Source organism: Aeromonas sp. MR19, from assembly GCF_963899305.1.
Lineage (GTDB): Bacteria > Pseudomonadota > Gammaproteobacteria > Enterobacterales > Aeromonadaceae > Aeromonas > Aeromonas bestiarum.
Window position 1 is genome coordinate 109728 of sequence record NZ_CAWQWZ010000052.1, and the last position, 23336, is coordinate 133063.

18 protein-coding genes are annotated in these 23336 nt (G+C 62.6%); 10 read left to right on the plus strand and 8 right to left on the minus strand.

The window, feature by feature from the left end:
• The first annotated feature begins 25 nt into the window (after positions 1–25).
• The 3 genes from aceF to AACQ95_RS20090 all read left to right on the plus strand — a co-directional run bounded on the left by aceF (position 26) and on the right by AACQ95_RS20090 (position 4582).
• Positions 26–1915: a pyruvate dehydrogenase complex dihydrolipoyllysine-residue acetyltransferase gene (gene aceF / locus AACQ95_RS20080; protein WP_241279573.1), complete on the plus strand. Its 1890-nt coding sequence runs from the start codon at positions 26–28 to the stop codon at positions 1913–1915.
• A gap of 160 nt (positions 1916–2075) precedes the next feature.
• Complete coding sequence (gene lpdA / locus AACQ95_RS20085) at positions 2076–3503, plus strand: dihydrolipoyl dehydrogenase (protein ID WP_241279575.1); 1428 nt, start codon at positions 2076–2078, stop codon at positions 3501–3503.
• Between the two features lie 122 nt (positions 3504–3625).
• Positions 3626–4582 carry a GGDEF domain-containing protein gene (locus AACQ95_RS20090; protein WP_098981898.1) on the plus strand — a complete coding sequence of 319 codons (957 nt, stop codon included), beginning with the start codon at positions 3626–3628 and terminating at the stop codon, positions 4580–4582.
• On the opposite strand, the gene AACQ95_RS20095 is transcribed toward AACQ95_RS20090, so the two are convergent.
• The 3 genes from AACQ95_RS20095 to AACQ95_RS20105 all read right to left on the minus strand — a co-directional run bounded on the left by AACQ95_RS20095 (position 4579) and on the right by AACQ95_RS20105 (position 8626).
• On the minus strand, positions 4579–4761 hold the full coding sequence (locus AACQ95_RS20095; RefSeq protein ID WP_043137314.1) for a hypothetical protein: 183 nt from the start codon (positions 4759–4761) through the stop codon (positions 4579–4581). The two genes, AACQ95_RS20090 and AACQ95_RS20095, sit on opposite strands and share 4 nt — an antisense overlap.
• A 144-nt stretch (positions 4762–4905) precedes the next feature.
• Positions 4906–6552 carry a methyl-accepting chemotaxis protein gene (locus AACQ95_RS20100; protein ID WP_241279577.1) on the minus strand — a complete coding sequence of 549 codons (1647 nt, stop codon included), beginning with the start codon at positions 6550–6552 and terminating at the stop codon, positions 4906–4908.
• Between the two features lie 154 nt (positions 6553–6706).
• Positions 6707–8626, minus strand: coding sequence for a methyl-accepting chemotaxis protein (locus AACQ95_RS20105; protein WP_241279579.1), 1920 nt, complete (start codon positions 8624–8626; stop codon positions 6707–6709).
• 250 nt (positions 8627–8876) lie between these two features.
• Between AACQ95_RS20105 and AACQ95_RS20110 the strand changes: the two genes are divergently transcribed.
• A complete protein-coding gene (locus tag AACQ95_RS20110; protein WP_241279581.1) occupies positions 8877–11135 on the plus strand; it encodes a patatin-like phospholipase family protein in 2259 nt (752 codons plus the stop codon).
• A 228-nt stretch (positions 11136–11363) separates the two neighbouring features.
• The gene (acnB, locus tag AACQ95_RS20115) at positions 11364–13961 is read left to right on the plus strand and encodes a bifunctional aconitate hydratase 2/2-methylisocitrate dehydratase (RefSeq protein ID WP_241279582.1); all 2598 of its coding nucleotides are present in this window, start codon (positions 11364–11366) and stop codon (positions 13959–13961) included.
• Positions 13962–14045: 84 nt separating this feature from the next.
• Here acnB and AACQ95_RS20120 read toward each other — a convergent pair whose 3' ends face one another.
• Positions 14046–14795: a 3-oxoacyl-ACP reductase family protein gene (locus AACQ95_RS20120; protein WP_241279584.1), complete on the minus strand. Its 750-nt coding sequence runs from the start codon at positions 14793–14795 to the stop codon at positions 14046–14048.
• Positions 14796–14971: 176 nt separating this feature from the next.
• Between AACQ95_RS20120 and AACQ95_RS20125 the strand changes: the two genes are divergently transcribed.
• Positions 14972–15895, plus strand: a complete 924-nt coding sequence (locus AACQ95_RS20125) for a LysR family transcriptional regulator (RefSeq protein ID WP_241279586.1) — start codon at positions 14972–14974, stop codon at positions 15893–15895.
• A 71-nt stretch (positions 15896–15966) separates the two neighbouring features.
• On the opposite strand, the gene AACQ95_RS20130 is transcribed toward AACQ95_RS20125, so the two are convergent.
• The gene (locus AACQ95_RS20130) at positions 15967–16878 is read right to left on the minus strand and encodes a LysR family transcriptional regulator (protein ID WP_241279587.1); all 912 of its coding nucleotides are present in this window, start codon (positions 16876–16878) and stop codon (positions 15967–15969) included.
• 76 nt (positions 16879–16954) lie between these two features.
• Between AACQ95_RS20130 and AACQ95_RS20135 the strand changes: the two genes are divergently transcribed.
• From AACQ95_RS20135 to mdtD, 4 genes are all read left to right on the plus strand, one after another.
• On the plus strand, positions 16955–17572 hold the full coding sequence (locus AACQ95_RS20135) for a LysE family transporter (protein WP_241279589.1): 618 nt from the start codon (positions 16955–16957) through the stop codon (positions 17570–17572).
• A 117-nt stretch (positions 17573–17689) separates the two neighbouring features.
• Positions 17690–19084, plus strand: a complete 1395-nt coding sequence (locus tag AACQ95_RS20140) for a D-arabinono-1,4-lactone oxidase (protein ID WP_241279591.1) — start codon at positions 17690–17692, stop codon at positions 19082–19084.
• 71 nt (positions 19085–19155) lie between these two features.
• Positions 19156–20283, plus strand: coding sequence for a CobW family GTP-binding protein (locus AACQ95_RS20145; RefSeq protein WP_241279593.1), 1128 nt, complete (start codon positions 19156–19158; stop codon positions 20281–20283).
• 61 nt (positions 20284–20344) lie between these two features.
• Entirely contained in the window at positions 20345–21733 is a 1389-nt protein-coding gene (mdtD, locus tag AACQ95_RS20150; RefSeq protein WP_241279595.1) for a multidrug transporter subunit MdtD, read from the plus strand.
• Positions 21734–21754: 21 nt separating this feature from the next.
• Here the strand turns inward: mdtD and AACQ95_RS20155 are convergent, their stop codons facing one another.
• From AACQ95_RS20155 to folB, 3 genes are all read right to left on the minus strand, one after another.
• Positions 21755–22243 carry a YbaK/EbsC family protein gene (locus AACQ95_RS20155; protein WP_241279596.1) on the minus strand — a complete coding sequence of 163 codons (489 nt, stop codon included), beginning with the start codon at positions 22241–22243 and terminating at the stop codon, positions 21755–21757.
• Positions 22244–22367: 124 nt separating this feature from the next.
• Entirely contained in the window at positions 22368–22877 is a 510-nt protein-coding gene (gene folK / locus AACQ95_RS20160) for a 2-amino-4-hydroxy-6-hydroxymethyldihydropteridine diphosphokinase (RefSeq protein ID WP_241279598.1), read from the minus strand.
• Positions 22877–23248: a dihydroneopterin aldolase gene (gene folB, locus AACQ95_RS20165; RefSeq protein ID WP_043137290.1), complete on the minus strand. Its 372-nt coding sequence runs from the start codon at positions 23246–23248 to the stop codon at positions 22877–22879. Before folB ends, folK begins: the two co-directional genes overlap by 1 nt.
• Positions 23249–23336: the final 88 nt, after the last annotated feature.

Below are 23336 nucleotides of genomic sequence, written 5' to 3' on the forward strand. Positions count from 1 at the left end.
CAGACGCGTAAGAGGATAAAGCACTATGTCCAAACAGATTATGGTTCCGGATATCGGCGCCGATGAAGTTGAAGTCACCGAGATCATGGTGGCCGTGGGTGACAAGGTCGAGCTCGACCAGTCCCTGATCGCCGTGGAAGGTGACAAAGCCTCCATGGAAGTCCCGGCTCCGGCTGCCGGTATCGTCAAAGAGATCCTGATCAAGGTGGGCGACAAGGTTGCCACCGGTTCCCAGATCATGATCTTCGAAGCGGAAGGCGCTGCCGCGCCGGCGCCGGTTCAGGCTGCCGCCCCGGTTGCCGCTGCTCCGGCCGCCCCTGTGGCCGCCGCTCGCAAAGACGTCCATGTCCCTGACATAGGTGACGACGAAGTGGATGTGACCGAGATCATGGTTGCCGTGGGCGACATGGTTGAAGCCGACCAGTCCATCATCGCCGTGGAAGGTGACAAGGCCTCCATGGAAGTACCGGCGCCGTTCGCGGGCCGCGTGGTCGAGATCAAGGTTGCCGCCGGCGCCAAGGTTGCGACCGGTTCCCTGGTGATGGTATTTGAAGTGGCCGGTGCCGCTCCTGCCGCCGTTGCCGCGCCGGTTCAGGCTGCCGCTCCCGTGGCTGCTGCACCTGCCGTTGCCGCCGCCAAAGAGGTCAATGTACCCGACATCGGCGGTGACGAAGTCGAAGTGACCGAAATCATGGTCGCCGTGGGTGACAAGGTCGACGCCGACCAGTCCCTGATCGCGGTGGAAGGCGACAAGGCCTCCATGGAAGTGCCAGCACCGTTCGCCGGCATCGTCAAAGAGATCAAGGTGAAGGCGGGTGACAAGGTCTCCACCGGTTCCCTGATCATGGTATTCGAAGTGGCTGGTGCTGCTCCGGCCGCTGCCGCTCCGGTTGCTCAGGCCGCCGCCCCGGTCGCTGCTGCACCTGTTGCCGCGGCTCCGGCTCCGGTTGCCCAGGCTGCAGCCTCCTCCGACTTCGTTGCCAACGACGCCTACGTACACGCCGCCCCGGCCGTACGTCGCCTGGCCCGTGAGTTCGGTATCAACCTGGCCAAGGTGAAAGCCTCAGGTCGCAAGGGTCGCATCGTCAAAGAAGACGTGCAGGCCTATGTGAAGGATGCGGTCAAGCGCGCCGAGTCCGCCCCGGCTGCAGGTACCGGTACTGGCAACGGCATGAGTGTCCTGCCGTGGCCCAAGGTTGACTTCAGCAAGTTCGGCCCGGTCGAAGAGCTGGAACTGACCCGGATCCAGAAGATCTCCGGTCCTGCCCTGCATCGCAACTGGGCCATGATCCCGCACGTTACCCAGTTCGACGAAGCCGATACCACGGATCTGGAAGCGTTCCGCAAAGAGCAGAACCTGCTGGCCGAGAAGCAGAAGCTGGATGTGAAGATCACCCCGCTGGTGTTCATACTGAAAGCCGCCGCCAAGGCCCTGGAAGCACACCCACGCTTCTGCAGCGCCCTGTCCGAAGACGGCAGCAAGCTGATCATGAAGAAGTACATCCACATCGGTGTGGCGGTAGACACCCCAGGGGGCCTGGTGGTGCCTGTGGTGCGTGACGTCAACAAGAAGGGCATCTACGAGCTGTCTCGCGATCTGGCCGAGATCTCCAAGAAGGCACGTGCCGGCAAGCTGACCGCTGCCGACATGCAGGGCGGTTGCTTCACCATCTCCAGCCTGGGTGGCATCGGCGGTACCAGCTTTACCCCGATCGTCAACGCGCCGGAAGTGGCCATCCTGGGCGTATCCAAGTCCGAGATGAAGCCGAAGTGGAATGGCAAGGAGTTCGTGCCGCGCCTGATGCTGCCGCTGGCCCTGAGCTATGACCACCGCGTCATCGATGGTGCCGATGGAGCCCGCTTCATCACCACCATGAGTGGCGTGCTGTCCGACATTCGTCGACTGGTCCTGTAAGTGAGAGGGCGGGCCCAGAGCCTGCCCTTTTTACTTCTCATTTCATTAACAGGATTGTAAACTTGCCCCGTTTTTTCACGGTTGCAGCCGCCTTGTTTGGCATTGAGTTGGCATAAGACTGCGCCGTCCGGGGATATATAAGAACGACAAAGAGGTCATGATGAGTAAAGAAATCAAAACTCAGGTCGTAGTACTGGGTGCTGGCCCTGCCGGTTATTCCGCTGCTTTCCGTGCCGCCGATCTGGGTCTGGATACCATTATCGTCGAGCGTTACTCCACCCTGGGTGGCGTCTGCCTGAACGTGGGTTGTATCCCGTCCAAGGCACTGCTGCACGTAGCCAAAGTCATTGAAGAAGCCAAGGCGCTGTCCGAACACGGCATCATCTTCGGTGCCCCGCAGACCGACATCGACAAGGTGCGCCTGTGGAAAGAGAAGGTCATCAACCAGCTGACCGGCGGTCTGGCCGGCATGGCCAAGATGCGCAAGGTTCAGGTTGTTAACGGCTTTGGCAAGTTTACCGGCCCGAACACGCTCGAAGTGACCGGGGAAGACGGCAAGACGACCGTGACCTTCGACAACGCCATCATAGCGGCCGGCTCCCGTCCGGTGAAACTGCCCTTCATCCCCCATGATGACCCGCGCGTATGGGATTCAACCGATGCGCTGGAGCTGACTTCCGTGCCGGGCAAGCTGCTGGTGATCGGTGGTGGCATCATAGGTCTGGAGATGGGTACAGTGTACTCCTCCCTGGGTTCCGAGATCGACGTGGTGGAATTTGCCGACCAGCTGGTACCGGCTGCCGACAAAGACATCGTCAAGATCTACACCAAGCGCGTTGCCAAGAAATTCAACATCATGCTGGAGACCAAGGTCACCGCAGTTGAAGCCCGTGCAGACGGCCTGTACGTCTCCTACGAAGGCAAGCACGCCCCGACCGAGCCGGTACGTTACGACAACGTGCTGGTGGCGGTAGGTCGTGTGCCGAACGGCAAGCTGATGGATGCCGAGAAGGCCGGCGTTGCCGTGACCGAGCGCGGTTTCATCGAGGTGGACAAGCAGCTGCGTACCAACGTGGCCCATATCCACGCCATCGGTGACATAGTCGGTCAGCCTATGCTGGCCCACAAGGGTGTCCACGAAGGCCACGTCGCGGCCGAAGTGATCGCCGGCAAGAAGCACTACTTCGACCCGAAAGTGATCCCGTCCATCGCCTATACCGAGCCGGAGATGGCCTGGGTTGGCCTGACCGAGAAGGAAGCCAAGCAACAAGGGCTGAACTTCGAAGTCGCCACCTTCCCGTGGGCGGCTTCCGGCCGTGCCATCGCCTCTGATTGCTCCGACGGCATGACCAAGCTGATCTTCGACAAGGAGAGCGGCCGCGTCATCGGTGGTGCCATCGTGGGTACCAACGGTGGTGAACTGCTGGGTGAAATCGGTCTGGCCATCGAAATGGGTGCCGACGCCGAAGATATCGCGCTGACCATACACGCTCACCCGACTCTGCACGAGTCCGTGGGTCTGGCTGCCGAAGTGTTCGAAGGCTCCATCACCGACCTGCCGAACGCCAAGGCCAAGAAGAAGAAATAATCCTCTTCTCGCAGCCAACATTGAAAAAGCCGCTCACTCGAGCGGCTTTTTGTATATGGCTGAGATTTGTTCGGAGCTGGTTGCTATGCTAATGACTTCCATATCACTTGCTGGAGTCCGCCATGCAAACACCGGCCACCCCTGACAACGAGCACCTGCGCCTCGATGCGCTGCGCCGCATCACCATTCTGGATACCTCTGCCGAAGAAAGATTCGACCGGATCACCCGCATGGCCCGCAACATGTTCGATGTGCCCATTTCGCTGGTGTCGCTGGTGGATAAGGATCGGCAGTGGTTCAAATCCTGCTGCGGTTTGCCCGTGCTGGAGACGCCGCGGGACATCTCCTTCTGCGGTCATGCCATTCTTGGTGATGGCCTCTTCGTGGTGGAAGATGCGACCCGGGATCTGCGCTTTGCCGACAACCCGCTGGTATCCGGGGATCCCCACATACGTTTCTATGCGGGCAGCCCGCTGCAGATTGCGGAGGGGTACAAGCTGGGGACCCTGTGCATCATAGATCGCAAGCCGCGCCTGCTGGATGAACGGCAGCGGGACTTGCTGACGGATCTGGCCGGCATGGTGGAGCGCGAACTGGCGGCGATCCAGCTGGCTACCATGGATGAGCTGACCGGTATCACCAACCGGCGCGGTTTCATGCTGCTGGCACACAAGTGTCTGCAGCTCGCTCATCGTCAGGGGCGAGCGGCAACCCTGTTGTTTCTCGATCTCAACCGGTTCAAGGAGATCAACGACCGGCTGGGGCACGACGTCGGTGACGATGCCCTGCAACAGATGGCGTGCCTGATGTGTGGCGTTTTTCGGGATGCGGACATCTTTGCCCGACTGGGTGGGGATGAGTTTGCGGTATTGCTGCCGGGCACGGGGCCGGCAGAGGTGCCACGGGTGCTGGCACGGCTCGATGAGGCCCTGGCCGGGTTCAACCGGGAGAGCGGAAAACCCTATCGACTGACCTGCTCGACCGGGGTGGGGCACTATGATGCGCTTTCGCCACCGGCGCTGGATCTGCTGCTGCAACAGGCGGACAAGCAGATGTACGATTGTAAAAAAGGGCGCTAGCAGCGCCCTTTCTTGGCTTGTCCCGGCGGACAGAAGGTGCCATACCCTCCGCGATCGCCATCACTGACCCGGATCCGGGTATCGTCCACGCTGACATCGGCCCCGTGCACTCGCACAGGCCCGCTGCTGCAGGCGCAGAGCAGACTCCCCAGCAACATAGTCACAACCAGCTTGCCCATAATGCCTCCTGTTATTTCCCTGATTATGGGGCATTTCCAGGCTGGGGCGGAGGCGAGTTTGCGAGTATGCGTCACGGCTTGCCGCTGATATGACAGGGAGCGCGGCTGCGCTCCCTGAGTTGGGGGATAAAGGGCTGGAAAGGGTTACAGCCGGAAATGGCCGACCAGCTTGTCGAGCTCGCCGGAGAGCTGTTGCAGGCCGCGACTGGCGTCGGTCAGCTGGTGGGCTATGTCGGCCGTCTCCATGGTGAGCTGGTTGATGTCCTCCACGTTGCGATTGAGCTCGCCCACCACGCTGGACTGCTCCTCGGTGGCGGTGGCGACCTGGATGTTCATGTCGTTGATCTGGGTGATGTAGGCGGTGATCTGGCCGAGCGCTCCGTTGGCCTCATCGGCCTGGGTTACCACCGCCAGACTCTGGCTGCGGCCCTGGGTCATGGCGCTGACCGCGCGGGCACTCTGCTCCTGCAGCCGATGGATCATGCCCTGGATCTCGGCGGTGGAGGCGGCGGAGCGGTTGGCGAGGTTGCGCACCTCGTCGGCCACCACGGCGAAACCGCGGCCCTGTTCACCGGCGCGGGCCGCCTCGATGGCGGCGTTGAGCGCCAGCAGGTTGGTCTGCTCCGAGATGCTGCGGATGGTCTCCAGAATGCTGCCGATGGAGTCGGTCTGGGTGGCCAGCGACTCTATCACCCCGGCTACCTGCGCGATCTCGTCGGAGAGGCCGACTATGCCGTGGCGGGCCTGAGCCACCACGCCGGCGCCCGTTTCGGCCTGATCGTTGGCCTGCCTGGCCACTTCGGCCGCCTGCGAGGCATTGCCGGCAATCTCGCTCACCGTTGCCCCCATCTCGTGGATGGCGGTGGCCACCTGCACGGTACGATCGCGCTGGGCGGTGCAGTTTTGCAGGGTCAGCTGGGCCTTGTTGGCGACCTCGTCGGCGGTGGCTGCCAGCTGGTGGGAGTTGCGGGCCACCTGCTCGATGGCGCTGTGGATCTTGCCGACGAAGTGATTGAAGCTCACTGTGATCTCCGCCAGTTCGTCGTTGCCGCTCAGCTGGGCACGGGAGTCCAGTGCCAGATGCTCGGCGGCATAGCCTATGTATTGCTGCAGGAAACCGACCCGGCGCTTGAGGTTCATCAGAATGAGTACCGAGACCAGCAGCGAGATGAGGATGGCGCCACTGATGATGGTGATCATCTGCATCCGCCCGCTGGCATAGCTCTGCTCACCCAGCTGGTGGCGCTGCTGGGCCTGCTGGATCAGGCCGTCGAGCAGGGCGTTGGCATCCTTGCGCATGGTGCCATAGGTGACTGTGTAGCGATCCCGATAGATGCCTCTTGCCGCTTCCATGTCCCCCTGCTCCAGCGCCTGCAGCATGGGAGCCAGCTCGTTGCTCGCCATGCCCTCGAACTGGCTCAGCAGTTGCTGTGCATTGGCCCTGGCCGCCGGATCCGTCTGGGCGGTGACCGCCTGCTGCATGGCCTGGCGCATCTCGGGTATGTCCTCCTCCCGGCTCTCCTTGACCCGGGTGATCACCCCTTTCGCATCCTTGAGGGAGGTATCCTGCAACAGCATCATGTCGATGCCGACTCGCATGCGGGGAATGCGCGACACCACCTCAGCCATGGCGCGCATGGGGGTGGCCGTGTTCTGGTAGAGCTCGGTGGATTGCTGCTGGATGGAGCCCATGCTTCGCAGGCTGGCACCCCCCACGAGCAAGAGGGCGAGGCAGGGTACTGTGACAGCCAGGATCAGCTGCAATTTGAGCGTCAGTTTACCTTCTAGCAAGGGAGTGCTCCTTCATGGCTGGCCATGATGTGGTCCAGGTGGTTTGTTGCCAGTATAGATATGAATTGGCCGACTCCCTGGCAAAGGGCAGAACGGCAGAGCGGATAGCGAAAGGGAGCGCCATGGCGCTCCCTTGTTGATGGCTGCCGATGGGTTACAGCCGGAAGTTGCCGACCAGTTTGTCGAGCTCGCCGGAGAGCTGTTGCAGGCTGCGGCTGGACTCGGTCAGCTGGTGGGCTATGTCGGCCGTCTCCATGGTGAGCTGGTTGATGTCCTCCACGTTGCGGTTGATCTCGCCCACCACGCTGGATTGCTCCTCGGTGGCGGTGGCGACCTGGATGTTCATGTCGCTGATCTGGGTGATGTGGGCCGTGATATGGCCGAGGGCGGCATTGGCCTCGTCAGCCTGAGCCACCACGTCCAGACTCTGGCTGCGGCCCTGGGCCATGGCGCTGACGGCGCGGGCGCTCTGCTCCTGCAAGCGGTTGATCATGCCCTGGATCTCGGCGGTGGAGGCGGCGGATCGGCTCGCCAGGTTGCGTACCTCGTCGGCCACCACGGCGAAGCCACGGCCCTGTTCACCGGCGCGGGCGGCCTCGATGGCGGCGTTCAGTGCCAGCAGGTTGGTCTGTTCCGAGATGCTGCGAATGGTGTCGAGTATGCTGCCGATGGAGTCGGTCTGGCTGGCCAGCGACTCGATAACGCCCGCCACCTGCTCTATTTCGCCGGAGAGCCCGACTATGCCGTGGCGGGCCTGGGCTACCACCAGGGCGCCGGCATCGGCCTGATCGTTGGCCTGCCTGGCCACGTCGGCCGCCAGCGAGGCGTTGCCGGCTATCTCGCCGACTGTGGCCCCCATCTCGTGGATGGCGGTCGCCACCTGCACTGTGCGGTCGCGCTGGGCGGTACAGTTGTGCTGGGTCAGCTGCGCCTTGCTGGCCACCTCGTTGGCGGTGGCGGCCAGCTGGCGGGAGTTGCTGGCGACCTGCTCGATGGAGGCGTGGATCTTGGCGACGAAGTTGTTGAAGCCGGTGGCGACCTGGGTCAGTTCATCGCGACCTTCCACCTTGAGACGCTGGGTCAGATCCCCGTCGCCACTGCCCAGTTCACGGAACAGGCGGGCCAGTTCGTTGAGCGGGCGGCTGACCGAGCCGGCCAGCAGCATGCCGAGCAGCCCCATGCCGGCGGCGATGGCCAGACTGACCAGCAGTATGTGCAGCCGCGCCTTGTCCAGCTCGGCATAGATCTCGGCTTCCGGCACCTGGGCCACCAGATACCAGTCGAGCAGGGGGATGTAGCTGGTGGCCAGCACCACGGCCTGGCCATCGACCTCGGCATGGGTGGCGGCGAACGCCTGCTTGCTCAGCAGATTGGTACTGCTGCCGCTGGCCAGCTGGGCCAGCTGGGCCAGGTTGTCCCGGTCGATGCGGGCGGCATCCGGGTGCAGCTTCACCTTGCCGCTGCCATCCGTCATGAACACGAAGCCGCTGTCGCCGATGCGGAAGTTGGCGAGCATGCTGACCATGCTGTCGAGGGACTTGGCGAGCCCCGCCAGCCCACGGCCGTTGAGCTGCTGGAAGTTGACGAACAGCTTCACCTCGCCGTTGGTCTCGCGGAAGATGCTGAGCATCAAGTCTTGCGGGCTCTTGGTATAGCCGTAGAACCAGGCGTCCTGCTCCGGGGTCAGGTTGCGCAGGAAGCCGTCCTGGTTGTAGTAGGCGGCACTCTGCCGGTCGGCGAAGGAGGCGGTGACCAGCCCGTACTGGGTCGTCATGTCCTTGAGCTGATCGATGAGGATGGACTCCTGCTCCTTGGGCATGCCGCGGGCGACCCAGTCCAGCACGAAGCGATCATTGGCCAGCTGCCTGGCGGCGCTCGCGACCGAGGTGAGATCCTTCTCGATCTCCTTGCCGATGCGCTGGGTCAGGTTGGGCAGCTCCTGCTCGAACATGCGGGTTTCGATCAGCTGCTGGGCCGAGCGCTGGCTGAAATAGCCCACCAGCAGGCAGGAGAGCACCACGGCCAGGGTGACTGTGGCCAGAATTTTCTGTTTGAGTGTCAGGCTTGCAAGCATAGGAGTGGCTCAGGAGTGTGGACACGGGATTGAGCCCATATTAGCGGCAGCGCCGGGGTGCCCTTGAGAGGCTTGCCGGTTTTATTGGCAGATTGCGTTTGCGCTCACAGGGCAGTGCCGGATTGTTCAGCCCCATTGGCGGCTCGGCGAGTGCGCCATATCGCTGTCGTGGCGGTTGCGGTTCCTTTTTCGCACCTTATAGTAGGCTTCATTGCTCACTTGGCTCGCACTGGATTCAATGGAAAATCATATGCGCATCTTTCGTCGGGGATGGACCCACCTGCTTCTGGTTTTGCTGGCTTGCCTGCCGTTCATGGCAGCGGCCCAGTCCGATCGGCCCAGGATTGCTCTGGTACTGAGTGGCGGCGGCGCCAAGGGGGCGGCCCATATCGGCATCCTCAAGGTGTTGGAGGAGAAGCGCATTCCGGTCGACATCATAGTGGGCACCAGCATGGGCTCCTACGTGGCGGGCATGTACGCCATGGGGCTCAGCGCCGAGGAGGTGGAGCGCACCACGCTCGCCATCGACTGGAACAAGGGCTATCAGGACAAGGTCGGTCGTGACGAGCTCTCCCTGCGCAAGAAGCAGCAGAGCGAGAAGTACCAGCTGCGCACCGATATTGGCATCAACGGTGACTCGGTCCAGTTCCCGGATGGTTTCTTCCAGGGGCAATCCATGGCCAGCCTGTTGCGCCACGCCACTTCCAACCTGCCGGCGCAGAAGAGCTTCGACGACCTGCCCATTCCCTATCGCGCCGTGGCGACCGACATGGAGACTGTGACCCCCTTCGTGCTGGAGAGCGGCAGCCTCGCCAAGGCGATGCAGGCCTCCATGTCCATTCCCGGCGCCCTCAAGCCGGTGGAGTGGGAGGGGCATATCCTGGCCGACGGCGGCACAGTCAACAACATGCCGGTGGACGTGGCCAAGGCGATGGGGGCCGACGTGGTGATCGCGGTGGATATCAGCGCCAAGCTGCGTACCAGGGAATCCCTCAAGTCCGGCCTCGCCATGATAGATCAGCTCACCACCTACATGACCCAGGTCGGTACCGACAAGCAGAAGGCGCTGCTGGGGCCGAAAGACATACTGCTCACCCCTGAATTCGGCGGCATGGGCATAGCCGATTTTGCCCTGATGCCGGAAGGGATCAAGCGGGGGGAAGCGGTGGCCAATCGCGCCTCCGCCCAGCTCGACGGGCTCTCCCTCTCGCCTTCCGCCTACACCGCCTATCGCAATCAGAAGCTGAGCCGGCGCGCCGAGCGCAGCGGTCAGCCCGCCTACTACATCGACAAGGTGGAGATCCTCAACAAGTCACGCCTCTCCGACGAGACGGTGCGCGCCATGCTGAAGGTGCGACCGGACAAGGTGCAGACCAACGAGAGCCTGGAGGCGGGCATTCGCCGTCTCTACGCGCTGGAGTCGTTCGATCGCATCACCTATGAGGTGGAGGAGCGTGAAGGCGAGAACGTGCTGGTGGTGGATGCCAGCGAGAAGAACTGGGGACCGGGCTACCTCAACTTCCAGTTCGGCTTCTCCGACGATTTCGAGAGCAGCTCCAACTACAACGTCGGCATGTCCTACACCCTCACCAACGTCAATGACTGGGGGGCCGAGTGGCTGACCGAGGCGTCGCTCGGCACTGCCAAGCACCTCAAGACCGACTTCTACACCCCGCTGGAGCCTTCCCAGACCTTCTACGGCGAGGCGAGTCTGGCCTATGACAAGACCCAGCGCCGCATCTTCACTCCCGAGGCGACGAGGACGGAAGATGGGGTGAGCTATATCGATTCCGAATACAGCTTCACCAGCGCCGACTTGGCGGTGGGCTGGAATCGCCAGCCCTGGAGCCGCCTCTCGCTGGGGCTGGAGGGAAAAGTGGGCGCCATCGACATTCGCAACGTGGCGGATGCCAAGGTGGATGCCTCCTCCTGGGGCCCTTATGTCCGCTTCGAGCACGACACCCTGGATAGTCGCTACTTCCCCTATCAGGGGGTCTACTGGGACGTCAAGAGCGGCTACTCCCACGTCAAGATAGAGCCGACCGGCGATCCGACGGAGAACGCCGAGGGGGTCAACTACCACCTGACGATGATCAAGCCCTGGTCCTGGGACAGGCACAGCCTGAACCTGATGCTGGAAGGGGGCGGCTCCACCTCGCAGGAAGAGTACCCGCTGTTCGTGCAGGATCTGGGTGGCTTGTTCCGGCTGTCCGGCTTCCAGCACTACCAGCTCAGCGGTCGCTACAGCCTGTTTGGCGGCCTGCGCTACATCTACCGGGTGGCGGACAACGACTTTGGCGCGCTGCGGGCCCCGCTCTACCTGGGGGGCTCCCTGGAGCAGGGCGGGGTATGGGACAAGGGGGAGGACATCAACATGGAGAGCTCCTTCACCGCCGGCTCCGTCTATGTGGGGGTGGAGAGCTTCCTCGGCCCCATCTTCCTCGGTTACGGCATGGCGGAGGGGGGCAACAACATGTTCTATCTGCAATTGGGCACCACATTCGAATAACGGTCAAATGATGCCTTTTTGTTAACTTATTTCTGGCGCGTCTTTTATATGCTGACAAAACCTGAGCAAGTTTAAATGGTTATGTTGTTTTGATGAATATGTGTACAGGGTTTGGATTTTAATTAGTCGTTAAAACTTATATAGTGGGGGGCACCCTACGGGTGTCCCGCAAGGACGATCGCCGCGAGCGTGGGCGAACCCCAAAAAAAGACCAAAGAGGAATTAGTCGTGCTTGAAACATACCGTAAACACGTCGCAGAACGTGCCGCCGAGGGCGTGGTCGCCAAACCTCTGGATGCAGAGCAGGTCGCCGCCCTGGTTGAGCTTCTCAAGAACCCGCCCGCTGGCGAACAAGACTTTCTGAAAGAGCTGTTGTCCTCCCGTATTCCCCCTGGTGTTGATGAAGCGGCCTATGTCAAAGCCGGTTTCCTCACCGCCATCGCCAAGGGCGAAGCCCACTCTCCCATCCTGACTGCCGCGCAAGCCGTTGAGCTGCTGGGCACCATGCAGGGTGGTTACAACATTCAGCCGCTGATCGATCTGCTGGACCACGACACCCTGGCCCCTCTTGCCGCCAAGGGTCTCTCCCACACCCTACTGATGTTTGACTCCTTCCACGACGTGGAAGAGAAGGCCAAGGCGGGCAATGCTCACGCCAAGCGGGTGATGCAATCCTGGGCCGACGCCGAGTGGTTCCTCTCCCGCCCCGAACTGGCAGAGAAGATCACGGTTACCGTGTTCAAGGTGACCGGCGAAACCAACACGGATGACCTGTCACCGGCGCCGGACGCCTGGTCCCGTCCCGACATTCCGCTCCATGCCCTGGCCATGCTGAAAAACGCCCGTCCCGGCATCACCCCGGACAATGACGGCACCATAGGTCCCATCAAGACCATAGATGCCCTGAAAGAGAAAGGCTTCCCGCTGGCCTATGTGGGCGACGTGGTCGGTACCGGCTCTTCCCGCAAATCCGCCACCAACTCTGTGCTCTGGTTCATGGGCGACGACATTCCGTTCGTGCCGAACAAGCGCGCCGGCGGTGTCTGCCTCGGCGGCAAGATTGCCCCCATCTTCTTCAACACCATGGAAGATGCCGGCGCCCTGCCCATCGAAGTGGATGTCTCTGCGCTTGCGATGGGCGATGTGATCGACATCTACCCCTATGCCGGCAAGATCTGCAAGCACGGCACCGAGCAGGTGCTGGCCCAGTTTGAACTCAAGACAGAGGTGCTGATCGACGAGGTGCGTGCCGGGGGCCGTATTCCGCTGATCATAGGCCGTGGCCTGACCGACAAGGCGCGGGAAGTCATGGGTCTGCCGTTCTCCACCGTGTTCCGCCGTCCTGTGCCCGTGGCCGATACCGGCAAGGGTTACACCCTGGCCCAGAAGATGGTCGGCAAGGCGTGCGGCGTGAAGGGCATTCGCCCCGGCACCTACTGCGAGCCCAGGATGACCACGGTCGGCTCCCAGGACACCACGGGCCCCATGACCCGCGATGAGCTGAAAGACCTGGCCTGCCTCGGCTTCTCCGCCGATCTGACCATGCAGTCCTTCTGCCACACCGCCGCCTATCCCAAGCCCATAGACGTGCAGACCCATCACACCTTGCCGGACTTCATCATGAACCGCGGTGGCGTCTCCCTGCGTCCGGGTGACGGCGTCATCCACTCCTGGCTGAACCGCATGTTGCTGCCGGATACCGTGGGTACCGGTGGTGACTCCCACACCCGTTTCCCCATCGGTATCTCCTTCCCGGCGGGTTCCGGTCTGGTGGCTTTTGCCGCCGCCACCGGCGTCATGCCGCTGGACATGCCGGAGTCCGTGCTGGTGCGCTTCAAGGGCGAACTGCAACCTGGCATCACATTGCGTGATCTGGTTCATGCCATCCCCTACGCCGCCATCCAGAAAGGGCTGCTGACCGTCGAGAAAGCAGGCAAGAAGAACATCTTCTCCGGCCGCATCCTCGAAATCGAAGGCTTGCCGACCCTGAAGGTGGAGCAGGCATTCGAGCTGGCCGATGCCAGCGCAGAGCGCTCCGCCGCCGGTTGCACCATCAAGCTGGATCAGGCGCCGATCATCGAGTATCTGAAGTCCAACATCGTGATGCTGAAATGGATGCTCTCCGAAGGCTACGGCGACCCGCGTACCATCACCCGCCGCATCAAGGGGATGGAAGAGTGGCTGGCCAACCCTGTGCTGATGGAAGCGGACAAGGATGCCGAGTACGCCGAAATCATCGAGATCGATCTGGCCACCATCAAGGAGCCCATCCTGTGCGCGCCGAACGATCCGGATGATGCCCGTCTGCTCAGCACTGTGGCGGGTGACAAGATCGACGAGGTGTTCCTCGGCTCCTGCATGACCAACATCGGCCACTTCCGCGCCGCCGGCAAGCTGCTGGAGAAATTCCAGGGCGAGCTGCCGACCCGCATGTGGATAGCCCCGCCCACCAAGATGGACAAGGATCAGCTGACCGAAGAGGGCTACTACGGCATCTTCGGCCGGGTCGGTGCCCGCATCGAGATCCCGGGTTGTTCCCTGTGCATGGGCAACCAGGCGCGCGTGGCGGAAGGGGCCTCGGTGGTTTCCACCTCCACCCGCAACTTCCCGAACCGTCTGGGCAAGGGTGCCAACGTCTATCTGGCCTCTGCCGAGCTGGCTGCTGTGGCTGCCATCATAGGCAAGATCCCGACCGTGGCCGAGTACCTGCAGTACGCCAAGACGCTGGATGCCACTGCGGCTGACACCTATCGCTACCTCAACTTCAACGAGATCGCCTCCTACACCAAGAAGGCCGATGCGGTGATCCTGCAGCAAGCGGTATAAGGATTGGCGCCGGTATGGCGCAGACAGTCCACTAAAAAGCCCCGGCTCATGCCGGGGCTTTTGTTTGTGACGTTGTGCCGAGAGTCAGGCGGAGAAACCACCGTCTATGGTCAGGCTGGCGCCTGTGATATAGCCCGCTTCGGGCCCGGCCAGGTAGGCGACGAAGCTGGCGATCTCCTCATCCTTGCCGTAACGGGCCAGCGCCATCATCCCCTTGAGCTGTTCTGCAGATTCCCCGTCAGCCGGGTTCATGTCGGTATCGACCGGGCCAGGCTGCACATTGTTCACCGTGATGCCCCTCGGGCCCAAATCCCGTGCCATGCCTTTGGTCAAACCGACCAGGGCCGATTTGCTCATGGCGTAGACGGACCCACCCGCCATGGGGATACGGTCTGCGTTGGTGCTGCCGATGTTGATGATGCGCCCCCCTTTGCCCATATGATGGGCCGCCTCCTGGCAGGCCACGAACACGCTGCGGATGTTGACGGCCAGGGTGCGATCGAGATCGTCTAGGGTCAGCTCTTCAATGTTGCCCCATACCAGCACCCCGGCGTTGTTGACCAGGATGTCCAGTCGACCAAAGGTGGTGACTGTCTGGCGGATGGCGTGCTGCAAAGAGGCGGCATCCGCACTGTCGGCACGGATGGCCAGCGCCTTGCCGCCTGCCGCCGTGATGGTCGCGACTATCTCTTCTGCCTTGATGGCCGAGGAGACATAGGTGAAGGCCACGGCGGCACCGTCACGGGCGAGGCGTTTTACAATGGCGGCGCCAATGCCGCGCGAACCACCTTGTACGAAGGCAACTTGTCCACTGAGGGGGGTAAGGGTCAACATCCAATCTCTCCTGTCTGGTCATGAAGTCGTGTCTGAGCGAGTTGGGAACTCGAGGTCATCCGATCCATCACCTGCAAGATGTGGCGTTGAATGAGCCTGTAAACAGTGTGATTGATTCCTTGAAATTGATTAAGTGGCTATTATTCCAATCTCTATTTCCTTCAGGGACTGAATCCATGGCAGTACAAGACCCTTTCCTGAGTGTCAGGCACTTTGTCGCCGTGGCGCAGTCGGGCAGCTTTACCGTGGCGGCATTGGCGCTGGGGCTGACCGGCTCGGCGTTGAGCAAGAGCATAGTGCGCCTGGAGGCGCGACTGGGGGTCAAGCTGTTGCACAGAACAACCCGCCGGGTGAGTTTGACCCGGGAGGGGGAGGCGTATCTGGCCAGTTGTCTCCAGGCGATCCGGGTGCTGGAGGAGACGGAGCAGAGCTTTGCATCGGGACAACAGAGTCCGTCGGGTCGCGTTCGAATCGATCTTCCCGCTGCGTTCGGCCGCCGGCACGTGCTGCCGATCCTGCTGGATCTGGCTGGCAGCCATCCGCAGCTGGATCTGTCGGTGACCTTCAACGAGCGCAAGGTTGATCTCATTCATGCCAACATCGATCTAGTTGTGCGCATAGGTGCGCTGGAGGATCAGGCCGATCTCGTTGCGCGTCGTCTGGGAGAGCAGAAGCTGGTCATCTGCGGGGCCCCTTCCTATCTGGCCCGACGCGGGGTTCCCCTGACCCCGGATGAGTTGTCACGGCACGACTGCATCATCGACTGGCGATCTGGGCATCGCCATAGCTGGCTGCTCAGGAATGGGGCGGGCCGGACTGAGGCTTACGACATCCCGGTACGCTACGAGATGGGAGATGGTGAGGCCGTACTGGCGGCGGCGCTGGCTGGCCTTGGCCTAGTTCAGGTGCCGACCTGGCTGGCCAACGAGCAGCTGGACTCGGGAGCGCTGGTCAGCGTGCTTCATGACCAGTCCGGTGGCGAGATGCCGATCAATGTCATCTGGGCCAGGAGCCAGCACATGCAGCCCAAGCTGCGCGTCGTGGTCGATGCCTTGTTGCTGGCGGCGCAAAAGAGTGGCAGTGGTTTCCGGGCCCGCTGAATCCGTGTCGTCACTGTCGGGTGGCCACACGCGAGCCAGGGAAGCAGGTTGGGCCCGCGAGGTGTCGTGACCTATTTGCTCAGGGATTGCAGCCAGTTCGCCAGCTTCTCATGGGGGCTGCCGGGAATCGGTGGCGCGGGGGCGAGCAGGTGATAGCCGGTGCCATCCGGGATGAATCCGAGCGGGGCGACCAGCAGGCCGGCGGCGACATCGTCGCACACCAGCCGGTAGGGGCCTATGGCGACGCCAAGGCCCGCCACGGCGGCCTGCAGGCTGAAGTAGAAGTGCTCGAAGGTCTGGGTCGGCGCCTCGTCGCTCGCACCCTGTCCGGCCTGCACCTGCCAGCTTTGCCAGGCGGCGGGACGGGTCCTGGTGTGCAGGCGGGGGGCCGAGGGGCGCAGAGCCGGCAGCTCTCCTTGTTGCTCGAAAAACTGCGCCACCTTGCCCGGCTGACAGACTGGCCCGGTCCGCTCCTCGAACAGCAGCTGGCTGTAAAGGTCATCAGGCCAGTGGAAGTCGTTGCGCCGAATGGCGAGATCTATGCCGTTGCCAAAGCTGAGGGCGCCACCGCCCGCCATCAAATGGACGTCCAGCTCGGGGTGCAGGGCCTGGAAGGCGGGCCAGCGCGGGATCAGCCAGCGCATCAGCAGGGTGGGCTCGCAGGAGATGACCAGCGACTGGGGCTTGCTCTGCTGGCGCAGCGCCTGCGCCGTCTGCCGGATCCTGCCCAGCCCTTCCCTGACGGCCTCATGGAGCCTGCTACCCGCCTCGGTCAGAAAGACCCTGCGCTGGCGGCGTTCGAACAGCGGGATCCCCAGATCCTCCTCCAGCAGGCGCACCGCCCGGCTGATGGCGCCATGGGTGAGGTGCAGCTCATCGGCGGCGCGGCTGAAGTTTTCGGTGCGGGCAGCCACCTCGAAACAGCGCAGGGCCGTCAGGGAGGGGAGGGAGAGGCCTTTCTGTGAGTTATTATCACCATTCATGTCAGAAGTTATCGTTCGTTATTGGTGTTGATGCCAAATAAAATAGCCGATATCTCTCTGCATCAGGACTTTTTTCATGACTGAACTGTTAGCCGTAGTGGCCATTACCTTCTTTGCCGTCATCAGCCCGGGGCCCGATTTTGCCATGGTGTCGCGCAACAGCCTGCTGCTCTCCCGTCGCACCGGCGTGCTGACGGCGCTCGGCATTGCGGCCGGGGTCTGCGTCCATGTGACCTACACCCTGCTGGGGGTCGGCCTGTTGATCCAGCAGTCGCTCTGGCTGTTCAACCTCATCAAGCTGGCGGGGGCCGCCTACCTCATCTTCCTCGGCATCAAGATGCTGCGCGCCAGGCCTGTGACCCATGAGGAGGCGGTCAGCCAGCCAACCCTCTCCAGCCTGGGGGCACTGCGCACCGGGTTTCTGACCAATGTGCTCAACCCCAAGACCACCATCTTCATCGTCAGCCTCTTCATGCAGGTGGTACAGCCGCAGACGCCGCTGGCGGTCCAGCTCGGCTATGGCGCCTTCATAGTGCTGGCCCACGCCCTCTGGTTCAGCGCTGTGGCGATCTTCTTCTCCACCGACTCGGTACGAGCCCGCTTGCTGGCGGTGCGCCACTGGATCGACCGGGTGTTTGGCGGCTTGCTGGTGGGATTCGGCATGCTGCTGGCACTGACCCAGCAATCGCGCTGAGGGAGCGGGGGAGTCATCCCCCTTATCCACCCCCGACTGTAGGGGCTTGTTTTTCATGCCTTGGCGCTCGCTTTTCGGTAGAATTGCCGCTCATTTTGAAGTCAGATGAGGCGCGGTATGACGGTCAAGTTCCAGGCATTTCACAGCATCAAGGCGATCAACAATCGGGAGGTGCTGTTCAACTGGTCCAGGACCAACCCCCTCGGCGCCCTGGATCAGGTGTGGCGCCCGACCCATAGCGACGAGCTGCAAGCGCTGCTGCGCGAACACCCCGAGCGCAAGCTGCGGCTGATCGGCTCAGGCCTCTCCTTCGAACCCATCCACAGCGTCTATGCCGAGGGCAGTCAGGCGCTGCTGGTGGACCTGTACCACCTGCGCGGTCAGCTGGCGAAAACCGCGGATACCGTCACCTATCAGGCGGGCACGCCGCTCGACACCGTCTACGCCGATCTCATCGCCATGGAGCGGATGCTGCCGGCATCCCCCGGCGTCATTGGCATCCAGACCCTGGGCGGTGCGCTCAGCACAGGCACCCACGGCCAGGGGCTGCACCAGTCCGCCCTGTGCGATGCGGTGGAAGCCATGGCTGTGATGCTGGCCAATGGCGACATCATCCGGGTGGATCGCACCGATCCGCGCTTCGGCGCCTTCGTGATGGGCATGGGCATGCTCGGCATACTGCTCGACGTCACCCTGCGCACAGTGCCCAACCGCATCATGCGCTGCACCAAGTTCACCACTGACTATCCCTTCCTGCTGGAACACAACGAGCGGCTCAACCGCGAGCACGGCTTCGTGAAGAGCTGGTGGTTCGCCTGGACCGGCGAGAGCCACATCTGGCTGGTGGATCCCGCCTCCGAGGAGGAGGTGGCCCGCTACCGCGCCGCCGGCAGCGAGCCGCTGCTGCTGGAGGGGGATATTGACGCCCGCATGAACGCCACCATAGATGCCACCCTGCAGAAGATGGCGAAAGACACCAAGGATGAGGCGCTGGCCGGCGAGCACTTCGAGACGGTGCGCCGCTTCAAGGATGCTTCCGATCTGGTGGGCAACGTCTACCAGATCCTCTGCAAGGGGATACCCGCACCCCAGATCAACTGCGAGGTGGCGGTGCCGCTGCATCGCATGAACGAGGCGCTGGCGATCCTGCAGGCCTGGCAGCAGGCCAACCCCGGCGTGCTGCACTATCCCTTCATCCTGCGCTGCACCGGCCCTTCCGAGGCCTGGCTCAGTGCCGCCTATGATCAGTCGGTCTGCTGGGTCGGTTTTCTGGTCTATCTGGCGGCGGACGGCACCTTCGTCAACGGCTCCATGGAGCAGATGCGCGAGCTGCAGCAACTGCTGGTGCCGCTCGGCGGCATTCCCCATTTCGGCAAGCACCTGGCGATGGATCTCTACGACTTCCCGGCCCTGCTGCCGCGCTGGAATGACTTCCTGGCCCTCAAGGGCGAGCTCGATCCCCATGGCCGCTTCGAGAACCGCTGGCTCAGCGATCTGTTCGCCAACCGGTAAGGATTGAACATGACCCATATGCAAGATACCCGCGTACTCATCACCCTGCCGACCAGAGGGGAGTCATCCATATGACAGACATGCAAGACACCCGAATTCCCGTGACCCTGCTGACCGGCTTCCTCGGCAGCGGCAAGACCACACTGCTCAACCACTGGGTCAAGCAGCCGGAGCTTGGCGAGTGCGCCGTGCTGATCAACGAGTTCGGCTCTGTGGGGCTGGATCACCATCTGGTGCAGCAGGTAGACGAGCAGGTGGTGCTGCTCGATTCCGGCTGCATCTGCTGCTCGGTGCAGGGCTCCCTGGTGGAGGCGTTGCAAGGGCTGTTCATGAAGGCCATTCAACGCAAGATCAAGCCGTTCAAGCGGCTCATCATAGAAACAACCGGCCTGGCCGACCCGGCCCCCGTGCTGTTTACCCTGCGTGAAGAGGGCTTTATCGCCCAGCGTTACCGCTTCGACGGTACAGTCACAGTAGTGGATGCCGGCCATATCGAGCAGCAGCTGGCGGCTCAGTATGAAGCGGTGAAACAGGTGGCGCTGGCGGATCTGCTGGTGGTGAGCAAGGGGGATCTGGTGGATGGCGAGCAGCTGGAGCGGGTCGAGGCCCAGCTGGCGGCCCTCAATCCGGCGGCCCCCATCGAGCGGGTCTGCAACGGCGAGCTGTCGCCTGCGGTGCTGGATAAGCTCGGCGCCTACAACGAGGCGGCCGGGCGCGACGTGCGCCAGCTGTTGGCCTGGCTGCGCACCGAATCCCCCAAGCAGGGGCTGGCCTCGCCGATGCAGCCGAAGATGAAGCCGTTCGCCGCCAAGGTGGGCACGGCCACGCCGACTCATTTCGAGCACGGCAACATTGAAAGTTTCTCCCTGCGCATCGGCGAGCCGCTCAAGCCGTCTCGCCTGCTGGCCGCCATCGATGCGGTGCAGGTCCAATATGGCGATGCCCTGCTGCGGCTCAAGGGGATCTTGCAACTGGAGGGGGAGAGCCAGCCCGTGGTGATCCACGGCGTACACGGCCAGCTCTATCCGTTGCAGGCATTGGGAGATTGGCCGGAGGGCAAGGCCCAGTCCCGGCTGGTGTTTATCGTGAAAAGTCAGGACAAGGTGGGGATAGAGCGGCTGTTCCTGGATACGCTCAAGGCTCCCGAGCCCAGTCTGGAAGAGCAGCTCAGAGCCATGCTCGGCCAGCCGGATGCCTGATATCCTGATATGACCCGCTTTCGTGCGGGTCTTTTTTTATCTGAAGAGGAGGTGGCTGCTCATGCCCGATAGCACACACATGGTTACGCCTGCCCAGCGCAAGTGGCTGCCGCCGCTGACGGCGGTCGGCTTCTTCATGCAGACCCTGGATGGCACCATACTCAACACCGCCCTGCCCAGCATGGCCGAGACCCTGGGCGAGAGCCCGCTGCAGATGCAGTCGGTGATCATCGCCTACATGCTGACGGTGGCACTGCTCATTCCGGCTTCCGGCTGGCTGGCGGACCGATTCGGCACCCGCCGCATCTATCTGGCCGCCATACTGCTGTTCACCCTGGGATCGCTGGCCTGCGCCGCCTCCAATACCCTGCCCATGCTGGTGGCTGCCCGTGTGCTGCAAGGCATAGGCGGCGCCCTGCTGATGCCGGTGGGGCGCCTCGCCGTGCTGCGGGTCTACAGCAAGCACGAGCTGTTGCGGGTGATGTCGTTCGTCACCATCCCCGGCCTGGTGGGGCCGCTGATCGGCCCGGCACTGGGCGGCTGGCTGGTGGAGGTGGCGAGCTGGCACTGGGTGTTTCTCATCAATCTGCCGGTGGGCATACTCGGCTTTATCGCCAGCTGGCACTTCATGCCCGACCTGCGCCAGAGCACGGCCAAGTTCGACTGGCAGGGTTTCGTGATGTTCAGCGCCGGCATGGTGCTGGTGTCGGTGGGCTTGCAGGGGCTGGGCGAGCACAGCATCTCCACCGGCTGGGCACTGTTTGCCCTGCTGTTCGGGCTGGCGGCGATGGCGAGTTACTGGCTCTATGCCGCCAATGCCGAGGAGCCGCTGTTCAGTCTGGCGCTGTTCAAGACCAGCACCTTCGCCATCGGCGTCTGGGGCAACCTGTTTGCCCGCCTCGGCAGCGGTGCCATGCCCTTCCTCACTCCGCTGTTCCTCCAGCTGGGGCTCGGCTTCTCGCCGAGCAAGGCGGGTATGACCATGATCCCCACAGTGCTCGGCGCCATGCTGACAAAGACGCTGGTGAACAAGCTCATTCCGAAGGTGGGTTATCGGCGCATCCTGATCGGCAATACCCTGGCGCTGGGGGCCATGATCGCCAGCTTCTACTTCATCGACAACCAGCTGCCCTACGGGGTGCTGCTGGGCTGGCTGATGGTGTTTGGCGCCATCAACTCGCTGCAGTTCTCCGCCATGAACACGCTCACGCTGCAAGACTTGAGCGCCGAGCATGCCAGCAGCGGCAACGGCCTGCTGTCGGTGGTGATGCAGCTCTCCATGAGTCTTGGGGTGGCGATTGCCGCCAGCCTGCTGGGGCTATTCTCGGCCGGTTCGTCGGCGGCGGATGGGCAGTGGCTGGGGGGCTTCCACCTCACCTATCTCTGCATAGGTCTCATGTCCATGCTGGCGGCGCTGATCTTTGCCCAGCTGGCGCGGGACAAGGGGTGAGCGGGGTTGTGCCGTCGGCAGTCAGGCTGATGGCGCAGGCAGGTAGCGGACCTGACAGGGCAGTTGCTCCAGCACCCGGGCCAGATGGGCCGTTTCCAGCAGAAAGGTCTGCTCCGGGTGGCCCGGCGTCCAGGTGAAGGCGTGATGACCCATCAGTTGAGGGTCTACCAGCAGCGGTATATCGGCGCGGGGCAGGAAGGGGCAGACGGCGCCCGGCAGGCAGCCGATCTCGGCCTGCATCTCCTCGGCGGTGCAGATGGAGGGCTTGGCACCGAGTGCGGCCTTGACTGCCTTGTTGTCCAACCGCCCGTCCCTGTGGGTCAGCAGCAGGGCGAAGCGGCCATCCTTGAACTTGAGGAAGAGTGTCTTGCTGAATTCGGCCTGCCAGCACAGGCGGGCCCTGACTCTTTCGTCGGTGGCATAATCCAGAATGGGTTCATGCTGGTAGCGCTGATGGGGCAGCCCGGCCAGCAGCCGGCAGTTGAAGTCGTGAATGGTATCGAGCTGCATGGGGGTCTCCTGTGGCGAGCCTTATCTTGCCAGTCATGGCGGGCCGGGCCCAATCACACTTTCTGATGGCGGATAAGCCGCCTTGCAAGATGCAACAAGGGCACCCTCGGGTGCCCTTGTTGATTCAGTGATGTTGCAGCTCGCACGCTTCCCAGTGAAAGGGGATGGGACAGAGTCGCTGGGAGGCCTTGTCGTAACCCTGCCACAGCTGGCCCAGCGTGCGACCATCGACCGGGTGGCGCAGGCTAGGTGCCAGTTCGGCCAGCGGCCAGAGCACGAAGGCGTTGGTGAGGATCTCGCCGCGGGGCAGAGCGACCGGCGTCTCGCAGACCAGATCGCCATAGAGCAGCAGATCCAGATCCAGAGTGCGCGGAGCGAATTTCTTGGCATCCGGTTCGCGGCCGTGGGCGAACTCCATGGCACGCAGCTGTTGGCACAGGGTTGCCAGCGGCAGGTCTGTGTCGGCACCGACCACCAGGTTGTAGAAGGGGCGGCCATTGAAGCCCACCGCCTCGCTCTCGAATACCCGGGAGACAGCCAGCTCGCCAAACTCCGCCTGCAGGGCATCGAGGCCGGCGCGGATATGGTGCTCCCGCTCTATGTTGGATCCCAGGCTGATATAGATACGGGTCATCAGTTGGCGCTCGTGGCCGGAGTGCGGTGGCGCAGGATCTCGACCCCGACGCCGGCGGCATTGGGCACGGCGCCCGGTTTGGTCAGGGTGACTTTGACCCATTGCACCCGCTCGTCGGCCAGCACCAGCATGGCGACCTGCTCGGCCATGGTTTCGACCAGCTCCACCACCTTGCTGGAGGCGTGATCACAAATCTTGCGCGAGAGGGTGGCGTAATCCAGTGCCAGATTGATATCGTCGGTTGCTGCGGCGGGACGGTTGTCAAAGCCCATTTCGAGGTCGAAACAGAGCTTCTGGCGAATGCCTTTCTCCCACTCATAGACACCAATAGTGGTCAAAACCTCGAGTCCGCGAATAAACACCTTGTCCATGACAGTACTTCTTCTTTACTCTTGATGGGCTGTGATAACAGCGCAGGGATGCAGGCCTGGCAACCAGTTTGCCGCGCGGTCGGTTTGG

What these genes read in the sequence shown, in the direction of transcription:
- aceF (WP_241279573.1), top strand. Translation starts at nt 26, where the DNA reads ATGTCCAAACAGATTATGGTTCCGGATATCGGCGCCGATGAAGTTGAA.
- lpdA (WP_241279575.1), top strand. Translation starts at nt 2,076, where the DNA reads ATGAGTAAAGAAATCAAAACTCAGGTCGTAGTACTGGGTGCTGGCCCT.
- AACQ95_RS20090 (WP_098981898.1), top strand. Translation starts at nt 3,626, where the DNA reads ATGCAAACACCGGCCACCCCTGACAACGAGCACCTGCGCCTCGATGCG.
- AACQ95_RS20095 (WP_043137314.1), bottom strand. Translation starts at nt 4,761, where the DNA reads ATGGGCAAGCTGGTTGTGACTATGTTGCTGGGGAGTCTGCTCTGCGCC.
- AACQ95_RS20105 (WP_241279579.1), bottom strand. Translation starts at nt 8,626, where the DNA reads ATGCTTGCAAGCCTGACACTCAAACAGAAAATTCTGGCCACAGTCACC.
- AACQ95_RS20110 (WP_241279581.1), top strand. Translation starts at nt 8,877, where the DNA reads ATGCGCATCTTTCGTCGGGGATGGACCCACCTGCTTCTGGTTTTGCTG.
- AACQ95_RS20120 (WP_241279584.1), bottom strand. Translation starts at nt 14,795, where the DNA reads ATGTTGACCCTTACCCCCCTCAGTGGACAAGTTGCCTTCGTACAAGGT.
- AACQ95_RS20125 (WP_241279586.1), top strand. Translation starts at nt 14,972, where the DNA reads ATGGCAGTACAAGACCCTTTCCTGAGTGTCAGGCACTTTGTCGCCGTG.
- AACQ95_RS20130 (WP_241279587.1), bottom strand. Translation starts at nt 16,878, where the DNA reads ATGAATGGTGATAATAACTCACAGAAAGGCCTCTCCCTCCCCTCCCTG.
- AACQ95_RS20135 (WP_241279589.1), top strand. Translation starts at nt 16,955, where the DNA reads ATGACTGAACTGTTAGCCGTAGTGGCCATTACCTTCTTTGCCGTCATC.
- AACQ95_RS20140 (WP_241279591.1), top strand. Translation starts at nt 17,690, where the DNA reads ATGACGGTCAAGTTCCAGGCATTTCACAGCATCAAGGCGATCAACAAT.
- AACQ95_RS20145 (WP_241279593.1), top strand. Translation starts at nt 19,156, where the DNA reads ATGACAGACATGCAAGACACCCGAATTCCCGTGACCCTGCTGACCGGC.
- mdtD (WP_241279595.1), top strand. Translation starts at nt 20,345, where the DNA reads ATGCCCGATAGCACACACATGGTTACGCCTGCCCAGCGCAAGTGGCTG.
- AACQ95_RS20155 (WP_241279596.1), bottom strand. Translation starts at nt 22,243, where the DNA reads ATGCAGCTCGATACCATTCACGACTTCAACTGCCGGCTGCTGGCCGGG.
- folK (WP_241279598.1), bottom strand. Translation starts at nt 22,877, where the DNA reads ATGACCCGTATCTATATCAGCCTGGGATCCAACATAGAGCGGGAGCAC.
- folB (WP_043137290.1), bottom strand. Translation starts at nt 23,248, where the DNA reads ATGGACAAGGTGTTTATTCGCGGACTCGAGGTTTTGACCACTATTGGT.